Source organism: Micrococcus sp. LASM2_SD2 (assembly GCF_057364565.1).
In genome coordinates this window covers 1-18,000 of sequence record NZ_JBNFOB010000019.1, presented here as the reverse complement: position 1 = coordinate 18,000, position 18,000 = coordinate 1, and the positions used below count along the sequence as shown (strand labels likewise).

15 protein-coding genes and 2 pseudogenes are annotated in these 18,000 nt (G+C 72.0%); 12 read left to right on the top strand and 5 right to left on the bottom strand.

What is annotated here, in order from left to right; all coding sequences use genetic code 11:
- The first annotated feature begins 227 nt into the window (after nucleotides 1–227).
- Nucleotides 228–716: a class F sortase gene (locus AC2W7A_RS02420; RefSeq protein ID WP_485989940.1), complete on the top strand. Its 489-nt coding sequence runs from the start codon at nucleotides 228–230 to the stop codon at nucleotides 714–716.
- A 194-nt stretch (nucleotides 717–910) separates the two neighbouring features.
- Complete coding sequence (locus AC2W7A_RS02415; protein WP_485989939.1) at nucleotides 911–1,156, top strand: TOBE domain-containing protein; 246 nt, start codon at nucleotides 911–913, stop codon at nucleotides 1,154–1,156.
- A 134-nt stretch (nucleotides 1,157–1,290) separates the two neighbouring features.
- Here AC2W7A_RS02415 and AC2W7A_RS02410 read toward each other — a convergent pair whose 3' ends face one another.
- A complete protein-coding gene (locus AC2W7A_RS02410) occupies nucleotides 1,291–2,082 on the bottom strand; it encodes a DsbA family protein (protein WP_485989938.1) in 792 nt (263 codons plus the stop codon).
- 352 nt (nucleotides 2,083–2,434) lie between these two features.
- On the opposite strand from AC2W7A_RS02410, the gene AC2W7A_RS02405 reads away from it, so the two are divergent.
- The 3 genes from AC2W7A_RS02405 to AC2W7A_RS02395 all read left to right on the top strand — a co-directional run bounded on the left by AC2W7A_RS02405 (nucleotide 2,435) and on the right by AC2W7A_RS02395 (nucleotide 6,640).
- Complete coding sequence (locus AC2W7A_RS02405; RefSeq protein WP_485989937.1) at nucleotides 2,435–3,460, top strand: hypothetical protein; 1,026 nt, start codon at nucleotides 2,435–2,437, stop codon at nucleotides 3,458–3,460.
- 284 nt (nucleotides 3,461–3,744) lie between these two features.
- Nucleotides 3,745–5,385: an AbgT family transporter gene (locus AC2W7A_RS02400; RefSeq protein WP_485989936.1), complete on the top strand. Its 1,641-nt coding sequence runs from the start codon at nucleotides 3,745–3,747 to the stop codon at nucleotides 5,383–5,385.
- Between the two features lie 46 nt (nucleotides 5,386–5,431).
- Nucleotides 5,432–6,640: a M20 family metallopeptidase gene (locus AC2W7A_RS02395; RefSeq protein WP_485989935.1), complete on the top strand. Its 1,209-nt coding sequence runs from the start codon at nucleotides 5,432–5,434 to the stop codon at nucleotides 6,638–6,640.
- Nucleotides 6,641–6,691: 51 nt separating this feature from the next.
- On the opposite strand, the gene AC2W7A_RS02390 is transcribed toward AC2W7A_RS02395, so the two are convergent.
- A complete protein-coding gene (locus tag AC2W7A_RS02390; RefSeq protein WP_485989934.1) occupies nucleotides 6,692–7,570 on the bottom strand; it encodes a DODA-type extradiol aromatic ring-opening family dioxygenase in 879 nt (292 codons plus the stop codon).
- A gap of 141 nt (nucleotides 7,571–7,711) precedes the next feature.
- Between AC2W7A_RS02390 and AC2W7A_RS02385 the strand changes: the two genes are divergently transcribed.
- Both AC2W7A_RS02385 and AC2W7A_RS02380 read left to right on the top strand, forming a co-directional pair.
- On the top strand, nucleotides 7,712–8,164 hold the full coding sequence (locus tag AC2W7A_RS02385) for a hypothetical protein (protein ID WP_485989933.1): 453 nt from the start codon (nucleotides 7,712–7,714) through the stop codon (nucleotides 8,162–8,164).
- The gene (locus tag AC2W7A_RS02380; protein ID WP_485989932.1) at nucleotides 8,119–8,262 is read left to right on the top strand and encodes a hypothetical protein; all 144 of its coding nucleotides are present in this window, start codon (nucleotides 8,119–8,121) and stop codon (nucleotides 8,260–8,262) included. The genes AC2W7A_RS02385 and AC2W7A_RS02380 overlap by 46 nt, the downstream gene beginning before the upstream one ends.
- 60 nt (nucleotides 8,263–8,322) lie before the next feature.
- On the opposite strand, the gene AC2W7A_RS02375 is transcribed toward AC2W7A_RS02380, so the two are convergent.
- Complete coding sequence (locus tag AC2W7A_RS02375) at nucleotides 8,323–8,931, bottom strand: TetR family transcriptional regulator (RefSeq protein WP_485989931.1); 609 nt, start codon at nucleotides 8,929–8,931, stop codon at nucleotides 8,323–8,325.
- A gap of 89 nt (nucleotides 8,932–9,020) precedes the next feature.
- Here AC2W7A_RS02375 and AC2W7A_RS02370 point away from each other — a divergent pair, with 89 nt between their 5' ends.
- The 3 genes from AC2W7A_RS02370 to AC2W7A_RS02360 all read left to right on the top strand — a co-directional run bounded on the left by AC2W7A_RS02370 (nucleotide 9,021) and on the right by AC2W7A_RS02360 (nucleotide 14,273).
- Nucleotides 9,021–9,803, top strand: coding sequence for an ATP-binding cassette domain-containing protein (locus tag AC2W7A_RS02370; protein WP_485989930.1), 783 nt, complete (start codon nucleotides 9,021–9,023; stop codon nucleotides 9,801–9,803).
- The gene (locus AC2W7A_RS02365; RefSeq protein WP_485989929.1) at nucleotides 9,803–12,262 is read left to right on the top strand and encodes a YhgE/Pip family protein; all 2,460 of its coding nucleotides are present in this window, start codon (nucleotides 9,803–9,805) and stop codon (nucleotides 12,260–12,262) included. The genes AC2W7A_RS02370 and AC2W7A_RS02365 overlap by 1 nt, the downstream gene beginning before the upstream one ends.
- 382 nt (nucleotides 12,263–12,644) lie before the next feature.
- Nucleotides 12,645–14,273 (top strand): amidohydrolase, encoded by a 1,629-nt coding sequence (locus AC2W7A_RS02360; RefSeq protein WP_485989928.1) that lies wholly within the window; start codon nucleotides 12,645–12,647, stop codon nucleotides 14,271–14,273.
- 189 nt (nucleotides 14,274–14,462) lie between these two features.
- Here the strand turns inward: AC2W7A_RS02360 and AC2W7A_RS02355 are convergent.
- Nucleotides 14,463–15,119 (bottom strand): annotated as a pseudogene (locus AC2W7A_RS02355) (DUF6226 family protein); the annotation flags it as partial.
- 273 nt (nucleotides 15,120–15,392) lie between these two features.
- On the opposite strand from AC2W7A_RS02355, the gene AC2W7A_RS02350 reads away from it, so the two are divergent.
- On the top strand, nucleotides 15,393–16,553 hold the full coding sequence (locus AC2W7A_RS02350; RefSeq protein WP_485989927.1) for a DUF819 family protein: 1,161 nt from the start codon (nucleotides 15,393–15,395) through the stop codon (nucleotides 16,551–16,553).
- A gap of 1 nt (nucleotide 16,554) precedes the next feature.
- The gene (locus tag AC2W7A_RS02345; RefSeq protein WP_485989926.1) at nucleotides 16,555–17,673 is read left to right on the top strand and encodes a dipeptide epimerase; all 1,119 of its coding nucleotides are present in this window, start codon (nucleotides 16,555–16,557) and stop codon (nucleotides 17,671–17,673) included.
- A 46-nt stretch (nucleotides 17,674–17,719) separates the two neighbouring features.
- Here AC2W7A_RS02345 and AC2W7A_RS02340 read toward each other — a convergent pair.
- Nucleotides 17,720–18,000 (bottom strand): annotated as a pseudogene (locus AC2W7A_RS02340) (hypothetical protein); the annotation flags it as partial.

Sequence of the window (18,000 nt, the reverse complement as noted above, 5' to 3'; positions counted from 1 at the left end):
CCCCACGCACGACGTCGGCCCCGGACCCGTCGACCGCCTCGTCCTCGCCGTCGTCCGGCGCGTCTTCAGCGTCTCGCGCTCCGGCCACCACCTCGCCCCTCGTCCGTCGCGCCCCTCAGCGTCTCGCGAGGACGACGCGGCGGAGGGGCCGGGCTGAGGCCGCCTTGTCGCCCGCGCCGGAGCCGTCGACCGAGCCGTCGACCGAGCCGGAGCCTGCGCCCGAGCCGGTGCCCGAGCCCTCCACCCCTGAGGTGGAGGTCCTGCCGGCGTCCACGCCGGTCCGGGTCCGAGTGGAGAAGGTCGGCGTCGACTCCACGCTGATGGAGCTCGGCCTGCAGGAGGACGGCACGGTGGAGGTCCCGCCCACGGGCGAGGGCACTCCCGCAGGCTGGTACCGGAACTCCCCGACGCCCGGCGAGCGGGGTCCCGCCGTCCTGCTGGGCCATGTCGGTAACGCACATGGTCGGCTCGGCGTGTTCGGCCGGCTCAAGGAGCTCGTGCCGGGTGACGTCGTCGAGGTGGACCGCGCAGACGGCTCCACCGCCGTGTTCACCGTGGACCGTAGCGTGTCCTACGAGCGGTCCGAGTTCCCGACGAACGAGATCTACGGCAACACCGACGATGCGCAGCTGCGCCTGATCACGTGCGACTCCTACAGCGCATGGACCGGCCGGTGGGAGGCCAACCACGTGGTCTACGCGACCCTCGACGGCTGAACGTCCAGCCCGGGCCCTTCCCGGCCCTCGCCGGGTTTGAGACAGGCCCCCGCTCTGCACCCCGTGGGTCTACCCAGGGGCCGAGACCCCCGAGGACGCCGCCATGCCGCAGAACTCTGACGTGGCTGACCAACCGGCCCACGCCGAGACCCACATCAGCCACGTGCCCACCGAGGCCGTGCCCCCGGTGCGGCGTGCGTCCGGAGAGCCTCGTGATCACCGAGGGCGAGGGCATCGAGGTGGAGGTGGACACCGTGGAGGAGCTCGGCGCCGACGCCTACGTCTACGGCCACACCGACATCGACGGTGAGGAGCGGATCATCACCCTCCGCACGGTCGGCTACACCGCCCCGGAGAAGGGCGCCGTCATCCGGGTGGCCCCGGAGATGGAGCGCGTGCACCTGTTCCACACGGAGACGGGCGAGCGCCTGAACGGCTGAGCCGGCGTGACGCTGCGCGCGTCGAACCAGAAGGATCGGTGGCTTCAGAGGCCTGTGAAGTGCCCACTTCCTCTGGTTCGGCGCACCGTCCGGGGGCGGCCGGGGGAGCTGAGTCTGCTCTCCCTGGCAGGTCCTCAGATGGTCCGGCCGGTCGGGTCGGACGTGGTGCCCTCGCGGGGTGCGTCCTCGCCGGAGTCGTCCGCCGAGTCCTCGGACTCGCGCTCGGCGAGGGTCCGCTCGATGCCGCGCTCGAACACCTCCACCGGCTGATCGCCGAGCAGGGGTTTGCGGTCCAGCATGAACGCCGGGGTGGAGGAGGCGCCGAGGGAGTAGCCGAGCTGCTGGTTCTGGGCGATGGCGTCCTTCGCCTCCTGAGAGGCCATGTCCCGCGCGAAGCGCTCGGTGTCCAGGCCGAGCTCCCCGGCGAGGCCGATGAGCCCGCGCTCGGTGAGCTGCTGCGGCGGCCGTGGCTTCCCCTGTGGGAAGAGGGCGTGGTGGTAGTCCAGGAATGCGTCCTGCTTCCCGGCGGCCCACCCGGCGCGTGCGGCGCGGGCGGACTCCTCCCCGAAGATGTTCAGGTCCCGCCACTCGATGCGCAGGGTGCCCTCGTCCACGTGCTCCTGCAGCTGGGTCATGGTGTTCGTGGACCAGGACGCGCAGTGGCCGCACTGGTAGTCGCCGAAGGCCACGAGCACCACGGGTGCGTCCACCGCCCCGACCGCCAGCGGGTCGTCCGGGTCCCGGCGCTCGATGAAGTTCGGCGAGGTGTCCTCCGACGAGCCCGTGGTGCCCGCGGCGGCGCGCACCGAGCCCGGGTGGCCCTGCAGGTCCGAGGTCACCGAGTGCAGGCCCAGTCCGACGCCCACGGAGGCGAGCAGGGCTGCGGCGGCACCGGCGAGGGCGCGGCCGGACAGGGACATGGACATCGGTGGATCCCTTCAGGTGTGCGGCGGATGGTCGCTCCAGTCTCCCACCCGGCGCCTTGGTCCGCCTCTCGGAACCCCGTCACGGCTCCGGCCGGTGTTCGCCCTGCGGCGAGCCAGAGGGTTCGGCCATGCTCTCGCACCGAGCCAGAGGGTTCGGCCACGTCCTCACACCGAACCAGAAGGTTCGGCTGCTTGGATCGCCCGTGAAGTGACCACGTCCTCTGGCTCGGCGCACGGTTCTTCCGGTCCGGCGTGGGGTGAGGCGGCGTGGCGCGGAGACGACGACCCACCTGAGCCACCAGGATCGACGTAAAGACAGCCCAGCACCCCGCCCCCGACGGACGGAGACCCGATGACCCGCCTGACCGACGCCCTCACCTCCCTGGCCGGACGCCTCGCCGCCAAGCCGGGTGAGATGGCCCGCACCCTCGCCGCCGCACAGGACATCGCCGGCGCCGCGCACCTCGAGGCTGACGCCGCAGGCCGGGACGCCGTCACCCTGGACGACCTGCTCGTGGCCTTCACCCTGATCGGCGGGCCGGTGGGGCAGGCCCTCGCATCCCAGGGCCTCAATGCCGAGTCTCTCCGCGCCGGCATCCGGGAGCGCGACGCCGCCGATCCCGCCACCCAAGGCGTCACCCCGCCCGAGACCGGCGAACCCGTCACGGCCTCGGGCCGCCTGGACCCGCAGCGCTCGTTCCGCCCGGACCCGGAGGCCTCCCGCTTCCTGGAGAAGGCCGCCGGCACCCCGGCCGGCATGTTCGCCGACCTGATGGACCACCCGTCCCGCCGCCCGGCCGCCGCCCTGCGCGCCGCCGGGGCGGATCTGCACGCCCTCCGGGCGGCCCTGCCGCCGGTCGGCGAGGACCAGGCCGAGGACAACGCCCCCGCAGCCCCCATCCCCGGCCTGCTCGACGGCCTGGCGGAGACCACCCGGCGGGCACAGCGCTGGGTGCCGGTGCCTCCGGAGGCGGTGCGGGCCGTCGTCGTGGGGGAGGAGACCATGAAGACGCTGCTCATGCCGGGCCTGGACGACGTCCTCGTGGCGCCGGGGCTGCTCAGCACCACCCTGAAGGGCCGCGAGTACGAGTACCGCCGCGTCCGCGACGGCCAGGTCCGCGATGCCCGTGAGGTCGCCTGGCAGGTCTTCTGGCCCGGCGGCGCCAAGCCGGAGCAGGGGGACACGGACGAACGCGGCGCCTACCTGCACCTGCTCATCGCCCCCGCGGACGGCGGCACGCGGCTCACCCTGACGCGCGGCGTGCGCGGCATCGGACGGCTGGGGAAGGTCGCCGGCGTGGCCACCACGGTCTTCTCGGGCAGCAGCAACCGCAGCCTGCTGCGCGGGATCGTCGAGCAGGCCCGCGCCCTGAGCTGAGCGCCGGTCCGTGCTGGACCGTGCCGGGCGGCGCCGAGCCAGAAGGTCTGGTCACTTCGGGCCCCGGTGAAGTGGCCACTTCCTCTGGTTCGACGCTCCGCAGCAGCCACTTCCTCTGGTTCGGTGGAGACGGGGGCGCCCGGCTCGGCGCAGAGGCGGGCGTCCATCCCCCTTCCGCATGCTGGACGCCTCGGGTGTCCGTCCTTGCGCCCCTGGCCCCTGCACCGTCACAGTGCTGTGATCGGCCTCACGGCCGAGCCTGTCCGCCCACCGGAAGGGATCCCATGGCCCAGGCTGTCTCCACCCCCAAGCGTTCGCTCGGCGACCGGTTCCTGACCGGCGTCGAGCGGGTCGGCAACAAGCTCCCCGAGCCGTTCGCGCTGTTCACCATCCTCTTCGTCATCACAGCCGTGGTCTCCTCGGCCATGGCGATCGCGAACGTCTCCGTCACCGTCCCCGGCGCGGACGAGCCCGTGGCCATCAAGGGCCTGTTCACGGGCGAGGGCATCGCCTGGTTCACCACGAACCTCGGCCAGAACTACATCGGCTTCCCGCCGCTGCTCACCGTGGTCACGATCCTGCTGGCCATCGGCATCGCGGAGAAGTCCGGGTTCCTGGGCGCGGCCATCCGGTACTCGATCGGCTCTGCACCGCGCTGGCTGCTGCCCTATGCGGTGGGCTTCGTAGGCGTGGTCGGCTCGATCATGGCGGACTCCGCGTTCGTGGTGATCCCGCCGCTGGCCGCCATGGCCTTCAAGGCCGCCGGCCGTCACCCGGTAGCGGGCCTGCTGGGCGGCTTCGCGGCGGCCGGCGCCGGCTACTCCACGTCGATCTTCCCGACGTCCCTGGACGCCCTGTTCGCCGGCATCACCAACGCGGTGATCCCCACCGTGCCGCTGCTGGAGCAGAGCGCGCACACGGTGAACCCGCTGTCCAACTACTTCTTCAACATCGTCTCCGCGATCGTGCTCTCCCTGATCGCCGGTCTGGTGATCGACAAGGTCCTGGAGCCCCGCCTGACCCGTGAGGGCGTGCCCACCGAGGAGCGGGACGCGCAGACCGAGCAGCTCTCCACGGTGACCCGTGAGATGCGCATCATCGGCGACGAGCAGGCCGTGGCCGAGGCCCGCACCAACAAGGCGGAGGGCGAGGTCACCCCGATCGAGAAGAAGGCCCTCGGCTGGGCCACCCTCACGGTGCTCCTCATCGCGATCGCCGTCACCCTGTTCGCGCTCATGCCGGACTCGCCGTGGAGGAACGAGGAGGGCGGCTTCCTGCCGAAGTCCCCGCTGCTGGACTCGATCGTGTTCATCATCTTCGTGTTCTTCTCGGTCTCCGGCTACGTCTACGGCCGGAAGGCCGGCACGGTCCGCGGCTTCAAGGACGTGCCCGTGATGATGGGCGAGGCGCTGAAGGACATGACGAGCTTCCTGGTGCTGGCGTTCATCCTGGGCCAGTTCATCGCCCTGTTCAACTGGTCCGGCATCGGCTCGTGGATCGCGGTGACCGGCGCGGAGTTCGTGCAGGGTGTGGGCCTGAGCGGCTTCCCGCTGATCATCGGCTTCGTCCTGCTCTGCTCCCTGCTGAACCTCTTCATCATCTCCGGCTCCTCGATGTGGACGCTCATGGCCGCCGTGTTCGTCCCCATGCTCGGCATCATCGGCTTCGAGCCGGCCTTCGTGCAGGCCGCGTTCCGCGTGGGCGACTCGGCCACCCAGGTGATGACCCCGCTGAACCCGTACATGGTGGTGCTGCTGGCGATGCTGAGGAAGTACGAGCCGGAGGCCGGCCTGGGCACCACCATGGCCCGCATGATCCCGTTCGTGGTGCCGTTCTGGATCGCCTGGTTGACGATCCTGTTCGGCTTCTACGCGCTGGACCTGCCGCTGGGGCCGGGCGCGGGCATCATGCTGGAGACCGAGTGAGACGACCCCACCACCGCGTGGGCCGACCCCACAGAGAGGACCTGACATGGGCATCGCCCAGACCGTCGAGGCGCTGAACGCCGAGCTCGTCCCCGCACGCCGGGGCAGGCTGGTGGAGATCGCCGAGGACATCCACGCCCATCCGGAGATCCGCTGGGAGGAGCGGTACGCCTCGGCGCTGCTGGCGGACGAGCTGGAGAAGGAGGGCTTCGCCGTTGAGCGCGGCTACGCGGGCCTCGAGACCGCGTTCGTGGCACGCTGGTCCACCGACGGTGCCGGCGAGGACGCCCCCACCCTCGCGTTCTTCTGCGAGTACGACGCCCTCGAGGAGATCGGCCACGCCTGCGGGCACAACATCATCGCCGCCGCCGGCCTGGGCGGGGCCCTGCTCACCCGGGACGCGCTCGCCTCCGGCGGCGCCCATGGCTTCCCGACGACGGCCGCGCACCTCGTGGTGGTCGGCTCGCCTGCCGAGGAGGGTGCCGCCGGGAAGGTGCCGATGATCGAGGCGGGTGTGCTGGACGGGGTGGACGCGGCGATGATGGTCCACCCCTCCGGGTTCAACGAGACCGGGTTCGCGGCGATGGGCCGGGTGGCCATGGACGTGGAGTTCCGGGGCAGGGCCTCGCATGCGGCGGCCACTCCGCACGACGGCGTCAACGCGTTGGACGCGGCCACCCTGTCCCTGACCGCCATCGGGCTGCTGCGGCAGCAGCTCAAGGACGGGGCACGCGTGCACGCGATCGTCACGAACGGCGGGCAGGCGCCGAACATCATCCCGGAGACCGCCGGGGTGCGGGTGTTCGTCCGGTCCATGGAGAAGGAGTATCTGCTGGACACGCTCGTGCCGAAGGTGCGGGCCTGCTTCGAGGGCGCGGCGATTGCCACCGGCTGCACCGTGGAGGTCACCTCGCCCACCCCGGCGTACTCGACCATGCGCAACAACCCCGTGCTCGCAGGGCTGGCCGGGGAGGTGTTCGCGGCCGTCGGGCGCGAGGAGGCCACCGAGGAGAGCTTCGGCGCCTCCACGGACATGGGCAACGTGTCCCATGTGGTGCCGTCCATGCACCCGATGCTGGAGCTGGAGCCGGGGATCGCCAACCACACCCGCGAGTTCACCGCCGCGGCGCTCGGCGAGAAGGCCGATGCCGCCACGGTCGACGGTGCGCTCGTGCTCGCCGCCACCGCCCTGGAGCTGTTGGCTCGGCCGGAGCTGATCGCCGAGGCGAAGGCGCGGTTCGACGCGGGGGAGTGAGACGCGGTGGAGCCGCGTGGCGTCGGGGACGGGCGCCGGGTCCCGTCCCGGTCAGTCCACGCTGAAGCTGCGGATGTGGTTGGAGAACACGAACCGGTCGAACACGGTGCGCGTGGTGGTCGGGTCGTCCGCGGCGCCCATGGTGAGCAGCAGTGGCACGTAGTGGTCGGCGGTCGGGTGCGCGATGCGCGCCCCCGGGGCCCGGTCCAGATAGCCCATGAGGGCGTCCACGTCGCCGGCGTGGGCCATCTCGGCGGCCCACTTGTCGAAGGCGTCCACGTGACCGAACAGGCGCGGGTCCCGCATGGCGGCGAACGAGTGCGTCATGAAGCCGGAGCCGATCACCAGCACGCCCTCGTCCCGCAGTTCCCGCAGCGTCTCGCCGAGGCGCAGCAGGTCCGCGGGATCCTGGCTCGGCATGGAGACCTGCACCACCGGCACGTCCGCGTCCGGGTACATGGCCATCAGCGGGATGTAGGCGCCGTGGTCCAGGCCGCGCCGGGTGTGGCGGTGCGCGGCCTGATGCCGGGACTGCAGGGCCCCGTGCACCCGGTCCGCCAGCTCCGTGGCGTCCGGGGTGCCGTAGGTCAGCTGGTAGTAGCGCGGGTGGAACCCGCCGAAGTCGTAGACCAGCGGGGTGCCGGCCTCGGCGGAGGAGATGGCGGCGGGTGCGTCTTCCCAGTGGGCGGAGACGATCACGATGCCGCGCGGCTTCGGCATGGACTGCGCCCAGGCGAACAGGTCGGCCAGCCACTGCGGGTCGTCCAGGGTGGGCGGGGCGCCGTGGCTGACGAACAGGGCGGGCAGGCGGCCGTCCTCCTCGGTCCACCGCCGTTGGGCGCGGGTGATCGGCAGCGCGCGGGCGAGTAGGTCGTCGTAGGCGCCGGCGGGGGTGGGCTGGGCCCAGGGGTCCTGCACGGTGGTGCTCATCGGGGGCCTCCTGGCCGGTGGTCCGGCCGTCAGATCAGTTCAAGCGTGAAATGAATCTACCCCGTGCGGGTCCCCGGGAGGAAGGGTGCCCGGTGTGAGTTTCCTTAATCCGTGAACCAGCAGAGGAGTAGGATCCCCAGCATGCAGGATGAGATGCGCAGCGAGACGGCGGAGGCGGCCCGGACGAGCGGGGACACTGTGGCGGGACCGGTGGGCGCGGGCGAGGAGCCCCGCTGGCTGGACGCCGAGGAGCAGGAGGCCTTCATGGCCCTGATGTCCGTGGTGCTGCGCCTGGAGACGGCCCTGGACGCCCAGCTGCGCACGAACTCCGGGATCTCCCACTTCGAGTACTCCGTGATCGCCACCCTGTCCGAGGCGCCGGAGCAGACGCTGCGCATGGGACAGTTGGCGCACCTGGCCTCCGGCTCGCTGCCGCGGCTGTCCCAGGTGGTCGGCCGCCTGGAGCGCGCGGCTGGGTGCGCCGCACCCCGTGCCCGGAGGACCGCCGCGCCATGCTGGCCACGCTCACCGAGGAGGGCCGTACGGCCGTGGTGGCCGCCGCTCCCGGGCATGTGGCCGAGGCCCGCAGGCTGATCTTCGACCCCCTGACGCGCAGTCAGGTGCGGCAGTTGGCGACCATCGGCCGCCGCATCATGTCCGCCGTGGACCCGGAGGACCGCTGCCTGGGGTGAGTGGAGAGGCTCGACCGGCTCCCTCTCGATCCGGGTCCGTGTGGGTCCGGCTCGGCCTCGTCAGGGCAGCAGCGAGTCGACGGCGGCGGCCAGGGTGCGCCGCACGTCCTCGGCCTGCAGGGTGTCGGGTGCCAGGCGACGTTCGACGGTCAACGCGTGCATGAGCATCAGCAGCATGGCGGCCGAATGGGTCACCTGTGCGGCCGGCACGCTCTCCAGTGCGCGGTGCCGGCGCAGCAGGTCGGCGAGGAAGTCCCGGCGTCGGGCCGTCAGGTCGCGGTAGGCCGCTCCCACCGTGGCCTCACGCAGGCCGGCCGCCTGGAACTCGTGGAGGAGCGAGGCCCAGTCTCCGGAGGTCGTCAGGACAATGTCCGCCAGGGCGGCGGCCACGCGCTGCACCAGTGCGTCCCGGGGCATCCCGGGATCGTCCAGGGCATCTGTCATGCCTGCCGTGGCCTTCACTGTGACGCCCTCGAACTGGGCCGTGCAGGCCGAGACGAACAGGTCCGGCTTCCCGTCGAAGCTGGAGTACACGGCGCCCTTGGTGTATCCGGCGTCCGCCGCGATGCGAGCGAGGGAGGACCTCGCATAGCCGTCCCGTTCGAACGATCGTGCGGCGTGCTCTAGGATGGCCGCGCGGACGTCCTCGCGGCGGGGTCGGGTGGCCATGTTGCCCTTTCGATGCTGATGGTATTGAATACCTTCGGTACTCAATACCGATAGTATTGAATCCGCCTCGACCTGGCAAAAGAGGATCCATGTCACCCATCCACACCGACATCGAGACCGGCGCCGACCGCCCGGACTTCGCAGCCTCCGACGACGGCCTCCCGCTCTCCTCTCTCGTGGCCCGGGCGTTGACGCTGCGCACGGGCCAGGGGCCCGTCTTCGGGCCCGTGGACCTGGTGCTTCCGCCGCGGACCCACCTGGCCGTGCTCGGCTCCCAGGGCTCGGGCCGCTCGGCCCTGCTCCTGGCCCTCACGGGGCGCCTCATGGGCGTCGCCGGGGACCTCGTCCTCACCGGTGGTCCCGTGGACGTCGCGCTGGACGGTCCGGAGCGTCCCGCCGCGCGGGCATACCGGCCGCCGATCGACGCAGCCCGGCACCCCCACGCCCTGCGCTCCCTCACCGCCGTCGCCCGGGTCACCGACCTGGTGGAGCTCGAACCCGCGCTCACCGTGCGGGAGGTGGTGGACGAGCGCTGCCTCCTGGACGGCGTCCGCCGTCGGACCGGCAGGGCGCGCTTTGCCCTCCTCGCCGAGGCCGTCGGCCTGCGTGTGGATCCGGACACCGAGGTGGGGGAGCTGTCCGCGCCCACCCGGTCGCTGATCGCCGCGCTCCTGGCCTGCCTGCGCCCGGCCCGGCTCGTCACCTTCGACGACGTGGACGCGTCCCTGACCGTGGACGAACTGACCGACCTCTACTCCGCCCTGGACATCCTCAAGGACCACGGGCATCCCTTCGCCGTGAGTGCCGTGGGCTCCGCGCCCACCCCGCGCGACGCCGTGCTCCTCACCCTGCACTCTTTCCGGGAGAACTGATGCTGTTCCGCTACGAACTCCGCCGATTCCGCCGCGGCCTTCCGCTGCTCGCCCTGATCTTCGTGATCCTCGTGCCCGCCCTCTACGGTGCCCTCTACCTGTCCGCGAACTGGGACCCCTACGGGCGGCTGGACCGCCTCCCGGTGGCCATCGTGAACGAGGACAGGCCCGTCAAGCACGGGGACACCACCCTCACCACCGGCGCGGACATGACCGAGAAGCTGGTGGAGGACAACGACTTCGACTGGCATGAGACCACCCGTGAGGAGGCCGAAGAGGGCCTGCGCGACGGGCGCTACTACCTCATCCTCGAGATCCCCTCCGACCTCAGCAGCAACCTCATCAGCCCCGACGGGGGCGGGACGCCGCAGCAGGCTGAGATCACCCTGCGCCGTGACGATGCGAACGGCTTCGTGATCGGCTCCGTCACCGCGTCGAGTGAGGCGAAGGTGGAGGCGGCGGTGAACCGGTCCGCGATCGAGGCGTACTTCGAAGCCGTGTTCGACAACCTGAACGAGCTGCGCGGCGGCATGTCCGAGGCCGCCGACGGTGCCGCGGAGCTGAAGGAGGGCACCACCTCGGCACGGCAGGGTGCCGCCCAGCTCGACGAAGGCCTCGCCGACGCCAAGGACGGCTCGTCCCAGCTGGCCTCGGGCGCCGGAGAGCTGGCCTCGGGCGCCGGGGAGCTCGCCGACGGTGCCGACCAGGCCTCCGCCGGCGCGGTCCAGCTCTCGGACGGGGTCTCCCAGGCCCAGGACGGTGCCACGCAGCTGAGCTCCGGTCTGGGCGAGGCCCGGGAAGGCTCCCAGAAGCTGGCCTCCGGTGCCGGTGAGCTCGCCGAGAAGGCCCCCACCCTGCGGTCGGGAGCCCAGGACCTGTCTGACGGCCTGGGCCAGCTGCAGACCGGTTCGGCCGAGCTCGCCGACGGCGCCTCCCAGGTGGCCGACGGCACCCAGAAGCTCCATGACACCGTGGTGCCCCGCCTGAACACCGTGATCGAGCGCCAGGAGGCCGTGGCCGCCGATGTCGCGGCCGTGGACGAGGGCGTGCAGCGCGTGGGCGCGGCCTCCGGGAAGGGCGAGGAGGGCGCGTCGGCGCGCATCGCCGAGGCCCAGGCCGCCCTGGCCGAGCTCGGCGAGGAGGACCCCGACCTCGCGGAGTCGGAGCAGTACGCCGCGCTGCAGAAGGCGCTCGTGGGCGCAGACGAGCGCGTCACCGAGGTCAATGACCGGGTGCAGGAGGTCGCGGGCCTGTCCGCGGCCGCCGACGAGCGTGTGCAGACCCTCGTCGGCGAGAACGCGGCCGCGCAGGCCAAGAAGGACCTCACGGACCTCAACAACGGTGCCCACGCCGTGGCCGACGGTGCACAGACCCTGCAGGGCGGCATCGGAGAGGCCAAGACCGGCGCCGACACCCTGGCGGACGGGGCTGGACGGTTCGCGGACGGCCTCGAGCAGCTCGGCGCGGGTGCCACCGAGCTCGACCAGGGCCTGGGGGCCCTCCAGGACGGTGCCGGGTCGCTGCAGAGTGGGCTCGGCGAGCTCAAGGACGGTGCGGACGAACTCGTCGAGGGCAACGCCTCGTTGGCCGACGGCGCCCATCAGCTGGAGGACGGCGCCACGCAGCTGCAGTCCGGAGCCACGGAGCTGGACAGCGGCATCGGCGAGCTCAAGGACGGCTCCTCGTCACTGCGGTCGGGGCTGAACGAGCTCGAGGACGGTGCCGGTCAGCTGGCCACAGAGCTCAAGGACGGCGTCGAGCAGATCCCTGCGCTGACCGAGGCCGAGCGGGACGAGGCGTCGCTCGTGATGTCCCGTCCGGTCAAGGCGAACATGGATGTGGAGCACTCCGCCGAGGTGTACGGCCGCGGCATGGCGCCGATGTTCTTCTCCATCGCCCTGTGGGTGTTCGGCATCGCCGCCTTCAACATCATGCGTCCGGTGAGCGCCCGGCTGCTGGCAGGGCGCCGGAACCCGCTGGCCCTGACGCTCGCGGCGTGGCTGCCGGTGGGCCTGGTGGCGATGGCCGGCAGCCTGGTGATGCTGGGTGCCACGGTGCCCCTGGGCCTGGAGCCGGTGCATCCCGTGCGGGCGGTGGCGCTCACGCTCCTGGTGGCCGCGACGTTCTCCCTCATCGCGCATCTGATCCAGAACGCGCTGGGCACGCCCGGTTCCGCTGTGCTGCTGGTCCTGCTGATCCTGCAGCTGGCCTCCACCGGCGGAACCTATCCGTCCGCGGTGCTGCCGGGCTTCTTCCAGGCGCTGCACCCGTTCATGCCCATGACCTACTCGATCGGGGCGTTCCGGGTCGCGATCTCCGGCGGATCCGATCAGCACTTCTGGACGGCGTGGACCGTGCTGCTGGTGATCGGTGCCGCCGCCCTGGCCCTGGACATGCTGGTGGTCCACCGGCGCCGCAGGTTCCGCATGAAGGACCTGCATCCGGCGCTGCAGGCCTGACGGGAGGCCGGTCCGGCGCTTAGCCCGGGCTCGCGGTGGGAGCCGCGAGCGTCACCCACCGTTCGTCCACCACGAACCCGAGCCGTTCGTTCGCGCGGAGGATCGCGGCGTTCTCCGCCGAGCATCGCCGCGGCCGTCAGTGGGCAGGATGCGCGGCTCGGCGGTGCTCATGGGGTTGAGCGTACGGGCCGGCCGCGGCGCAGGGCTGCGTCCACGGCCGCCGCGGGAGCGGGAGTCCATGCGGTCACGGTAGGGGCCTGCCGGGACCGGGGCGCATCAGGCCGCGGGACGGGCATCGCGCGCCGGATGGGGGACACTGGGCGGGAACAGACCCGTGCCGCGGCGGCACGCCCGCCGACACCCCCTGGAGGACAGCCCCAGCATGCAGCTCGACCTGATCGTGGAGAACGCCCGCATCCTCACCGGGGACTCCTACCGCCCCATCGCCTCGAGGCTCGGCGTGTGGAACGGCGTGTTCGTGGGCGTGGACGAGCGCATCGAGGGCCTGGACGCCGTGGTGCGCGTGGACGCGGGCGGGAAGGTCATCACCCCCGGCTTCAACGACGCGCACGCACACTCCGTGTGGTTCGGCCAGTCCCTGCTGGAGCTGGACCTCGAGGGGCTCGAGACCGCGGACGCCGTCTACGCGGCCATCGAGGAGCGGGCCGAGCAGCTGACCCCCGGCACCTGGGTGGTGTGCACCGGGTACAACCCGGCCGAGCTGACCGGCCCAGAGCCGCAGCGCGACGGCCTGGACAACGCCGCGCAGGGCCGCCCCGTGCTGCTGCGGCACAGCCACGGCCACGCCTACACCGTGAGTTCGGCCGTGCTCTTCATGGCCGGCATCCCCGAGGGCATCCACCGGCAGCCCGAGGGCGGCGAGATCGTCACGGACGCGAGCGGACGCCCCACCGGCGTGCTCAAGGAGACCGCCATGTCCTCCGTGAACCGGCTGCTGCAGCCGGAGTCGGACGAGTCGATCGCCGGGGCACTCGAACGGGCGTCCTCGGCGTATGCGGCCGAGGGGCTGACCTCGGTGACGGACGCGGGCGTGGCCGGCGGGTGGATCGGCCACAGTCCGCTCGAGTTCGGCGCCTACCAGCGGGCCAAGGACGCCGGCATGCTCAAGACCCGGTTCCAGGTCATGATCACCCTGGACGCCCTGCACCCGGTGGCCGGGCATGCCGACGACGGCGAACGCGTCACCCTGGACGCAGGCCTGCGCACCGGCCTGGGGGACGAATGGCTGCAGGTGGGTCCGGCGAAGGTCTTCGCGGACGGGTCCGTCATGAGCCGCACCGCGGCCATGACCCAGGAGTACGAGCACTGCCACCACGTCTACGGCTACCTGCAGCAGGACGCCGCCCACATGCGGGCCTCCACGCTGGCGGCCGCCGCCGCCGGCTGGTCGCTGGCGCTGCACGCCCAGGGAGATGCGGCCGCGGACTTCGCGGTCCAGGTGATCGAGGAGGCGCAGCTGTCCTACGGGCGGCCGCGGATCCCCCACCGGATCGAGCACGGCGGCGTGATCCGGGACGACCAGATCCGGGACATGGCCCGGCTGGGGATCGTGCTGGCCACGCAGCCGAACTTCATCGCGGCCTTCGGCGAGGGCGAGGAGGAGCGCCTCGGTGCCGAGCGCGCAACGCTGTCCTACCCAGCCAAGCGCCTGCTGGACGCCGGCATGGTGCTGCCCGGATCCTCGGACCGGCCGGTGACGCACGGTGCCCCGCTGCGGGTGATGCAGGACTTCGTTTTGCGGAGGTCCTTCGCCGGCCGGGAGTTCTCCCCGGCGGACCGGATCAGCGCCGCCGAGGCCCTGCACGCCTACACCGTGGGGTCGGCCGTGGCCACCGGCTGGGGTGGCCGCAAGGGGCAGATCCGGTCCGGGCAGCTGGCGGACTTCGTGGTGCTCGCTGCGAGTCCGCTCGAGGTGCCGGCTGAGGAGATCGGGGACATCGAGGTCGTCGCCACGGCCGTGGGCGGCGCCTGGGTGCACGGCGGGCTCTGACGGGCGGCCGGGGGCTCGGGCTCGGCTCAGCCCCGGTCCTCCGGGAACCACGCCCGCCCCGACCGTCACCTCCGTGCCGCGCGGCAGCCGTGGGCGCTCCCCGCGGACGATCTGCTCGCACGCCGCGTTCATCCGCCACCAGGCGTCCCGGTCCCGCTGATACCTGCGGATCCCGCGCCCGCCGGGGAAGGTGCCGGACCCCTGGGCGCTGCCGTCGGCGTGCCACGTCAGGTGCCAGTCCCGTGCGTTCTTCCGCACGGGCCAGGAGCGTCGGCCCACCAGCCGGACGGTGTCCTCCACGGCGTTGCGGACGGTGTCGTCCACGGCCTCGAGCAGGTCGGCCGAGCCGTGGTCGCAGGCGTCGCAGCCGCAGTCCGGCACCACCTCCAGCAGCACGTCCGTCCCGCCCCAGGCGATCCGAAGGGTGGGTGGGACGGGGTTGCCGGGTGAGGAGCCGTCGTCGTCCCTCTCCGGGTTCCCGACGACGGCACTCCCCTCCGCCATGTACCCGTCCGTCTCGCAGAGGAACAGGGGGAGGGCGCCGACGGCGCCGACGGGAGGGTCGATCCGCACCAGGCGGTCCACCGGACTGCGTGAGGCCTCGCCTGACCAGGCAGGGGCGTCCCGGGGTGCGAGCTCCTCGGCGCGGGCACCGTGCGCGGCGAGCACCTGCGCCCAGAGTCGGGCCCGCTCGTGGACGATCCGGTACCGGTCCGGGTCAGTGACCCGCTCATACTCCTCGGGCAGGGAGTCCCGGCCCCCGGTGTGCGGATCCGGCCAGGACGGCGTGTCCCTGCGGCTCCAGCGGTCCTCCACCTCGGCCTGCAGCCGGTCGATCGACGTCATGGCCCGACTCTAGTGAACGGGGACACACCTTGCCCGGACGGCATGCAGCCGCGTCACATGGCCTGCATGGCTGTACAGTGAGCCGCATCACGCTTCCCCACCCGGCTGTGCCGGGGCGCCGTGCCCTGCACAGGGCCGCGCCGTGAGCATCGCCGCCGGACCGCAGCGTCCGGGCGGGGGAGCGGTGTCATCACTCGTCACCCCGTCCGCGCGGCCCGTCCCCTCCTGCCAGGGAGGGGCGGGACCGCAAGGCGCTCACCCTAGGAGGCCCCCGTGATCACTGACGGGCTGCTCATGATCGGCGTGGTGGCCGGCATCGCCGGCGTGCTGATCGTCCTCGAGAAGACCACCGGCTGGAAGTTCTTCAAGTACGTCCCGGCCATGGTCCTCATGTACCTGACCATCGCCCTGCTCAACACGCTCGGCGTGTTCGGCGCGGGAGACAACGAGGCGCGCGACGCCCTCAAGGAGCTCCGCGTCTTCCTGCTGCCGGCGATGGTGTTCCTGTTCCTGCTGCAGTGCGACATCAAGAAGATCATCCAGCTCGGTCCGAAGCTGCTGATCACCTTCTTCGTCACCTCCCTCTCGATCTTCCTGGCGTTCCTGGCCTCGTTCTTCATCTTCCAGGGCGCTCTCGCGGACCTGGAGGGTGCGGGCAAGGCGTTCGGCGCCCTCCTGGGCTCCTGGACCGGCGGCTCGGCCAACATGACGGCCGTCCAGGGCATCGTGGCCGCTCCGGAGTCCACCTTCGGTGTCGCCCTGATCGCGGACACGGTGCTGTACTCGGTCTGGCTGATGCTGATGTTCTCCGCCGTGGTGTTCTCCGGGGCGTTCAACCGCTTCACCAAGGCGGACACCTCGTTCCTGGACCGCCACATCGCCGACGCGGAGATCGAGAAGCACCCGATCACCGTGACCTCGCTGGCCGGCCTGACCTTCGGCTCGCTGTTCGTGTCCGCCGTGGCCCTGTACGTGGGCGGCCTGCTGCCGGAGATCGGCGAGGCGATCAACGCCACCGCCTGGACCATCATCATCGTGTCCGTGCTCGGCCTGATCGTGGCGCAGACCCCGCTGGGCAAGGCCGCCGGCTCGCATGAGGTCGGCACCCTGATGCTGTTCATGGTGATCGGCCAGCTGGCCTCCGGCTCGGACTTCGCGGACATCGCCAAGGGCGGCTGGTTCCTGGTGGCCGCCGCGGTCGCCCTGATCCTGCACGCCCTGATCATGCTGGTCTACGCGAAGCTCACCAAGACGGACATGTTCTCCGTGGTCGTCGCCTCGGTGGCGAACGTGGGCGGCATGGCCTCCGCCCCGGTGGTGGCCGGCACCTTCTCCCGCCAGCTCGTGCCGGTGGGTGTGCTGTTCGCGCTGATCGGCTCCATCATGGGCACGTGGATCGGCCTGGTCGGCGCCAACATCATGGCAGGCATGTGACATGGGTGCGACGACGGACTCCCACCGCATCGTCCGGGTCTCCGCCCGGTTGCACGCCTGCCCGCTGCTGCGGCCGTTCGTGACGGCGCAGCGCCGCACCGAGGCCGTGGCCTACGCGGTCTGCGAGGTCGAACTCGCGGACGGCACGGTGGGCCAGGGCACCGCCGCCGAGACGGTGGCGGTGACCGGCGAGAGCGCGGAGTCCGTCGTCGCGAACCTCTCCGGGCCGCTGCGTGCGGCCGTGGAGGGCGTCACCGGCACCCCGGACGAGTTCGCCGAGCTCGCCCGGGGTGCCGTGGAGGGCGCGTCCTCGGCCCGTGGGGCCCTGGACGTGGCCGTCTGGGACGCGGTCGGCAAGGCCGAGGGCCGTCCGGTGGTGGAGCTGCTCGGCGGCTCCTTCGACCCGGAGGCGGCCTTCGACTCGGACATGACCGTGTCCCTGGAGGAGCCGGAGACCATGGCCCGTCACGCCCGAGAGGCGGTGGCGGCCGGCTACCGGATCCTGAAGGTCAAGCTCGGCGGGGATACCGCCGAGGACGTGGAGCGCCTGCACGCGGTGGTCGCCGCGGAGCCGGGCGTGACGCTGCGCATCGACGCGAACCAGGGCTGGTCCCCGGAGGGTGCCGTCCGCATGCTCGAGACCATGCGCTCCGAGGGGCTGCCGATCGAGGTCGTGGAGCAGCCGGTGGCGAAGGCGGACCTGGCCGGCATGGCCCTGGTCCGCAGGGATTCCCCGTTCCCGATCATGGCGGACGAGTCCCTGTGGACCGCCGCGGACGCCCGCCGCGTCATCGACGCCGGGGCCGCTGACATGCTCAACATCAAGCTCGCGAAGACCGGTTCGCTGGGCGAGGGGCTGAAGATCGCCCGGCTCGCCGAGGAGGCGGGCCTGACGTGCATGGTGGGCGCCATGATGGAGCCGAAGATCGGCATCACCGCGGCCGCGCACCTGGCGTTCGCGAACCCGTCCATCACCATGGTGGACCTGGATCCGCCGGCGTGGTTCGCCTCGCAGGTCCCGGCCGGCGGCATGGTGGACGACGGCCGCCTGCGCCTGCTCGGCGGCCCCGGCCTGGGTCTGGACATGCTCCGCCCGGAGGACGACCCGCACCGCGGCTGAGCCTGGCGGCTCACCTGGCGCTCGCCGGGACGAGAAGGCGCTGTCGTCAGGCGCGGACGCACACCTCGCCGCGCATCAGGATCCGCGCCGTGCGGAACAGGGACGCCTCGCGGGCATGCCACGTGCCGTCCTCTCGCTGCTCCACGTGGGCCGTCACCGGGGTGACGCCGGAGGGATGGCCGATCCGCAGGACCGTCCCGTCCGCGGTCTGTCCTCCGCCTCCCGGCGTCCCGACGACGGCCTGCTCGCCTCCGCCTTCCGCCTCGCCAGCCGCGTGGCGCATCCGGTGGGGCAGGGTGCCGGGGACGGCCGCGGCGGCGGCCAGGC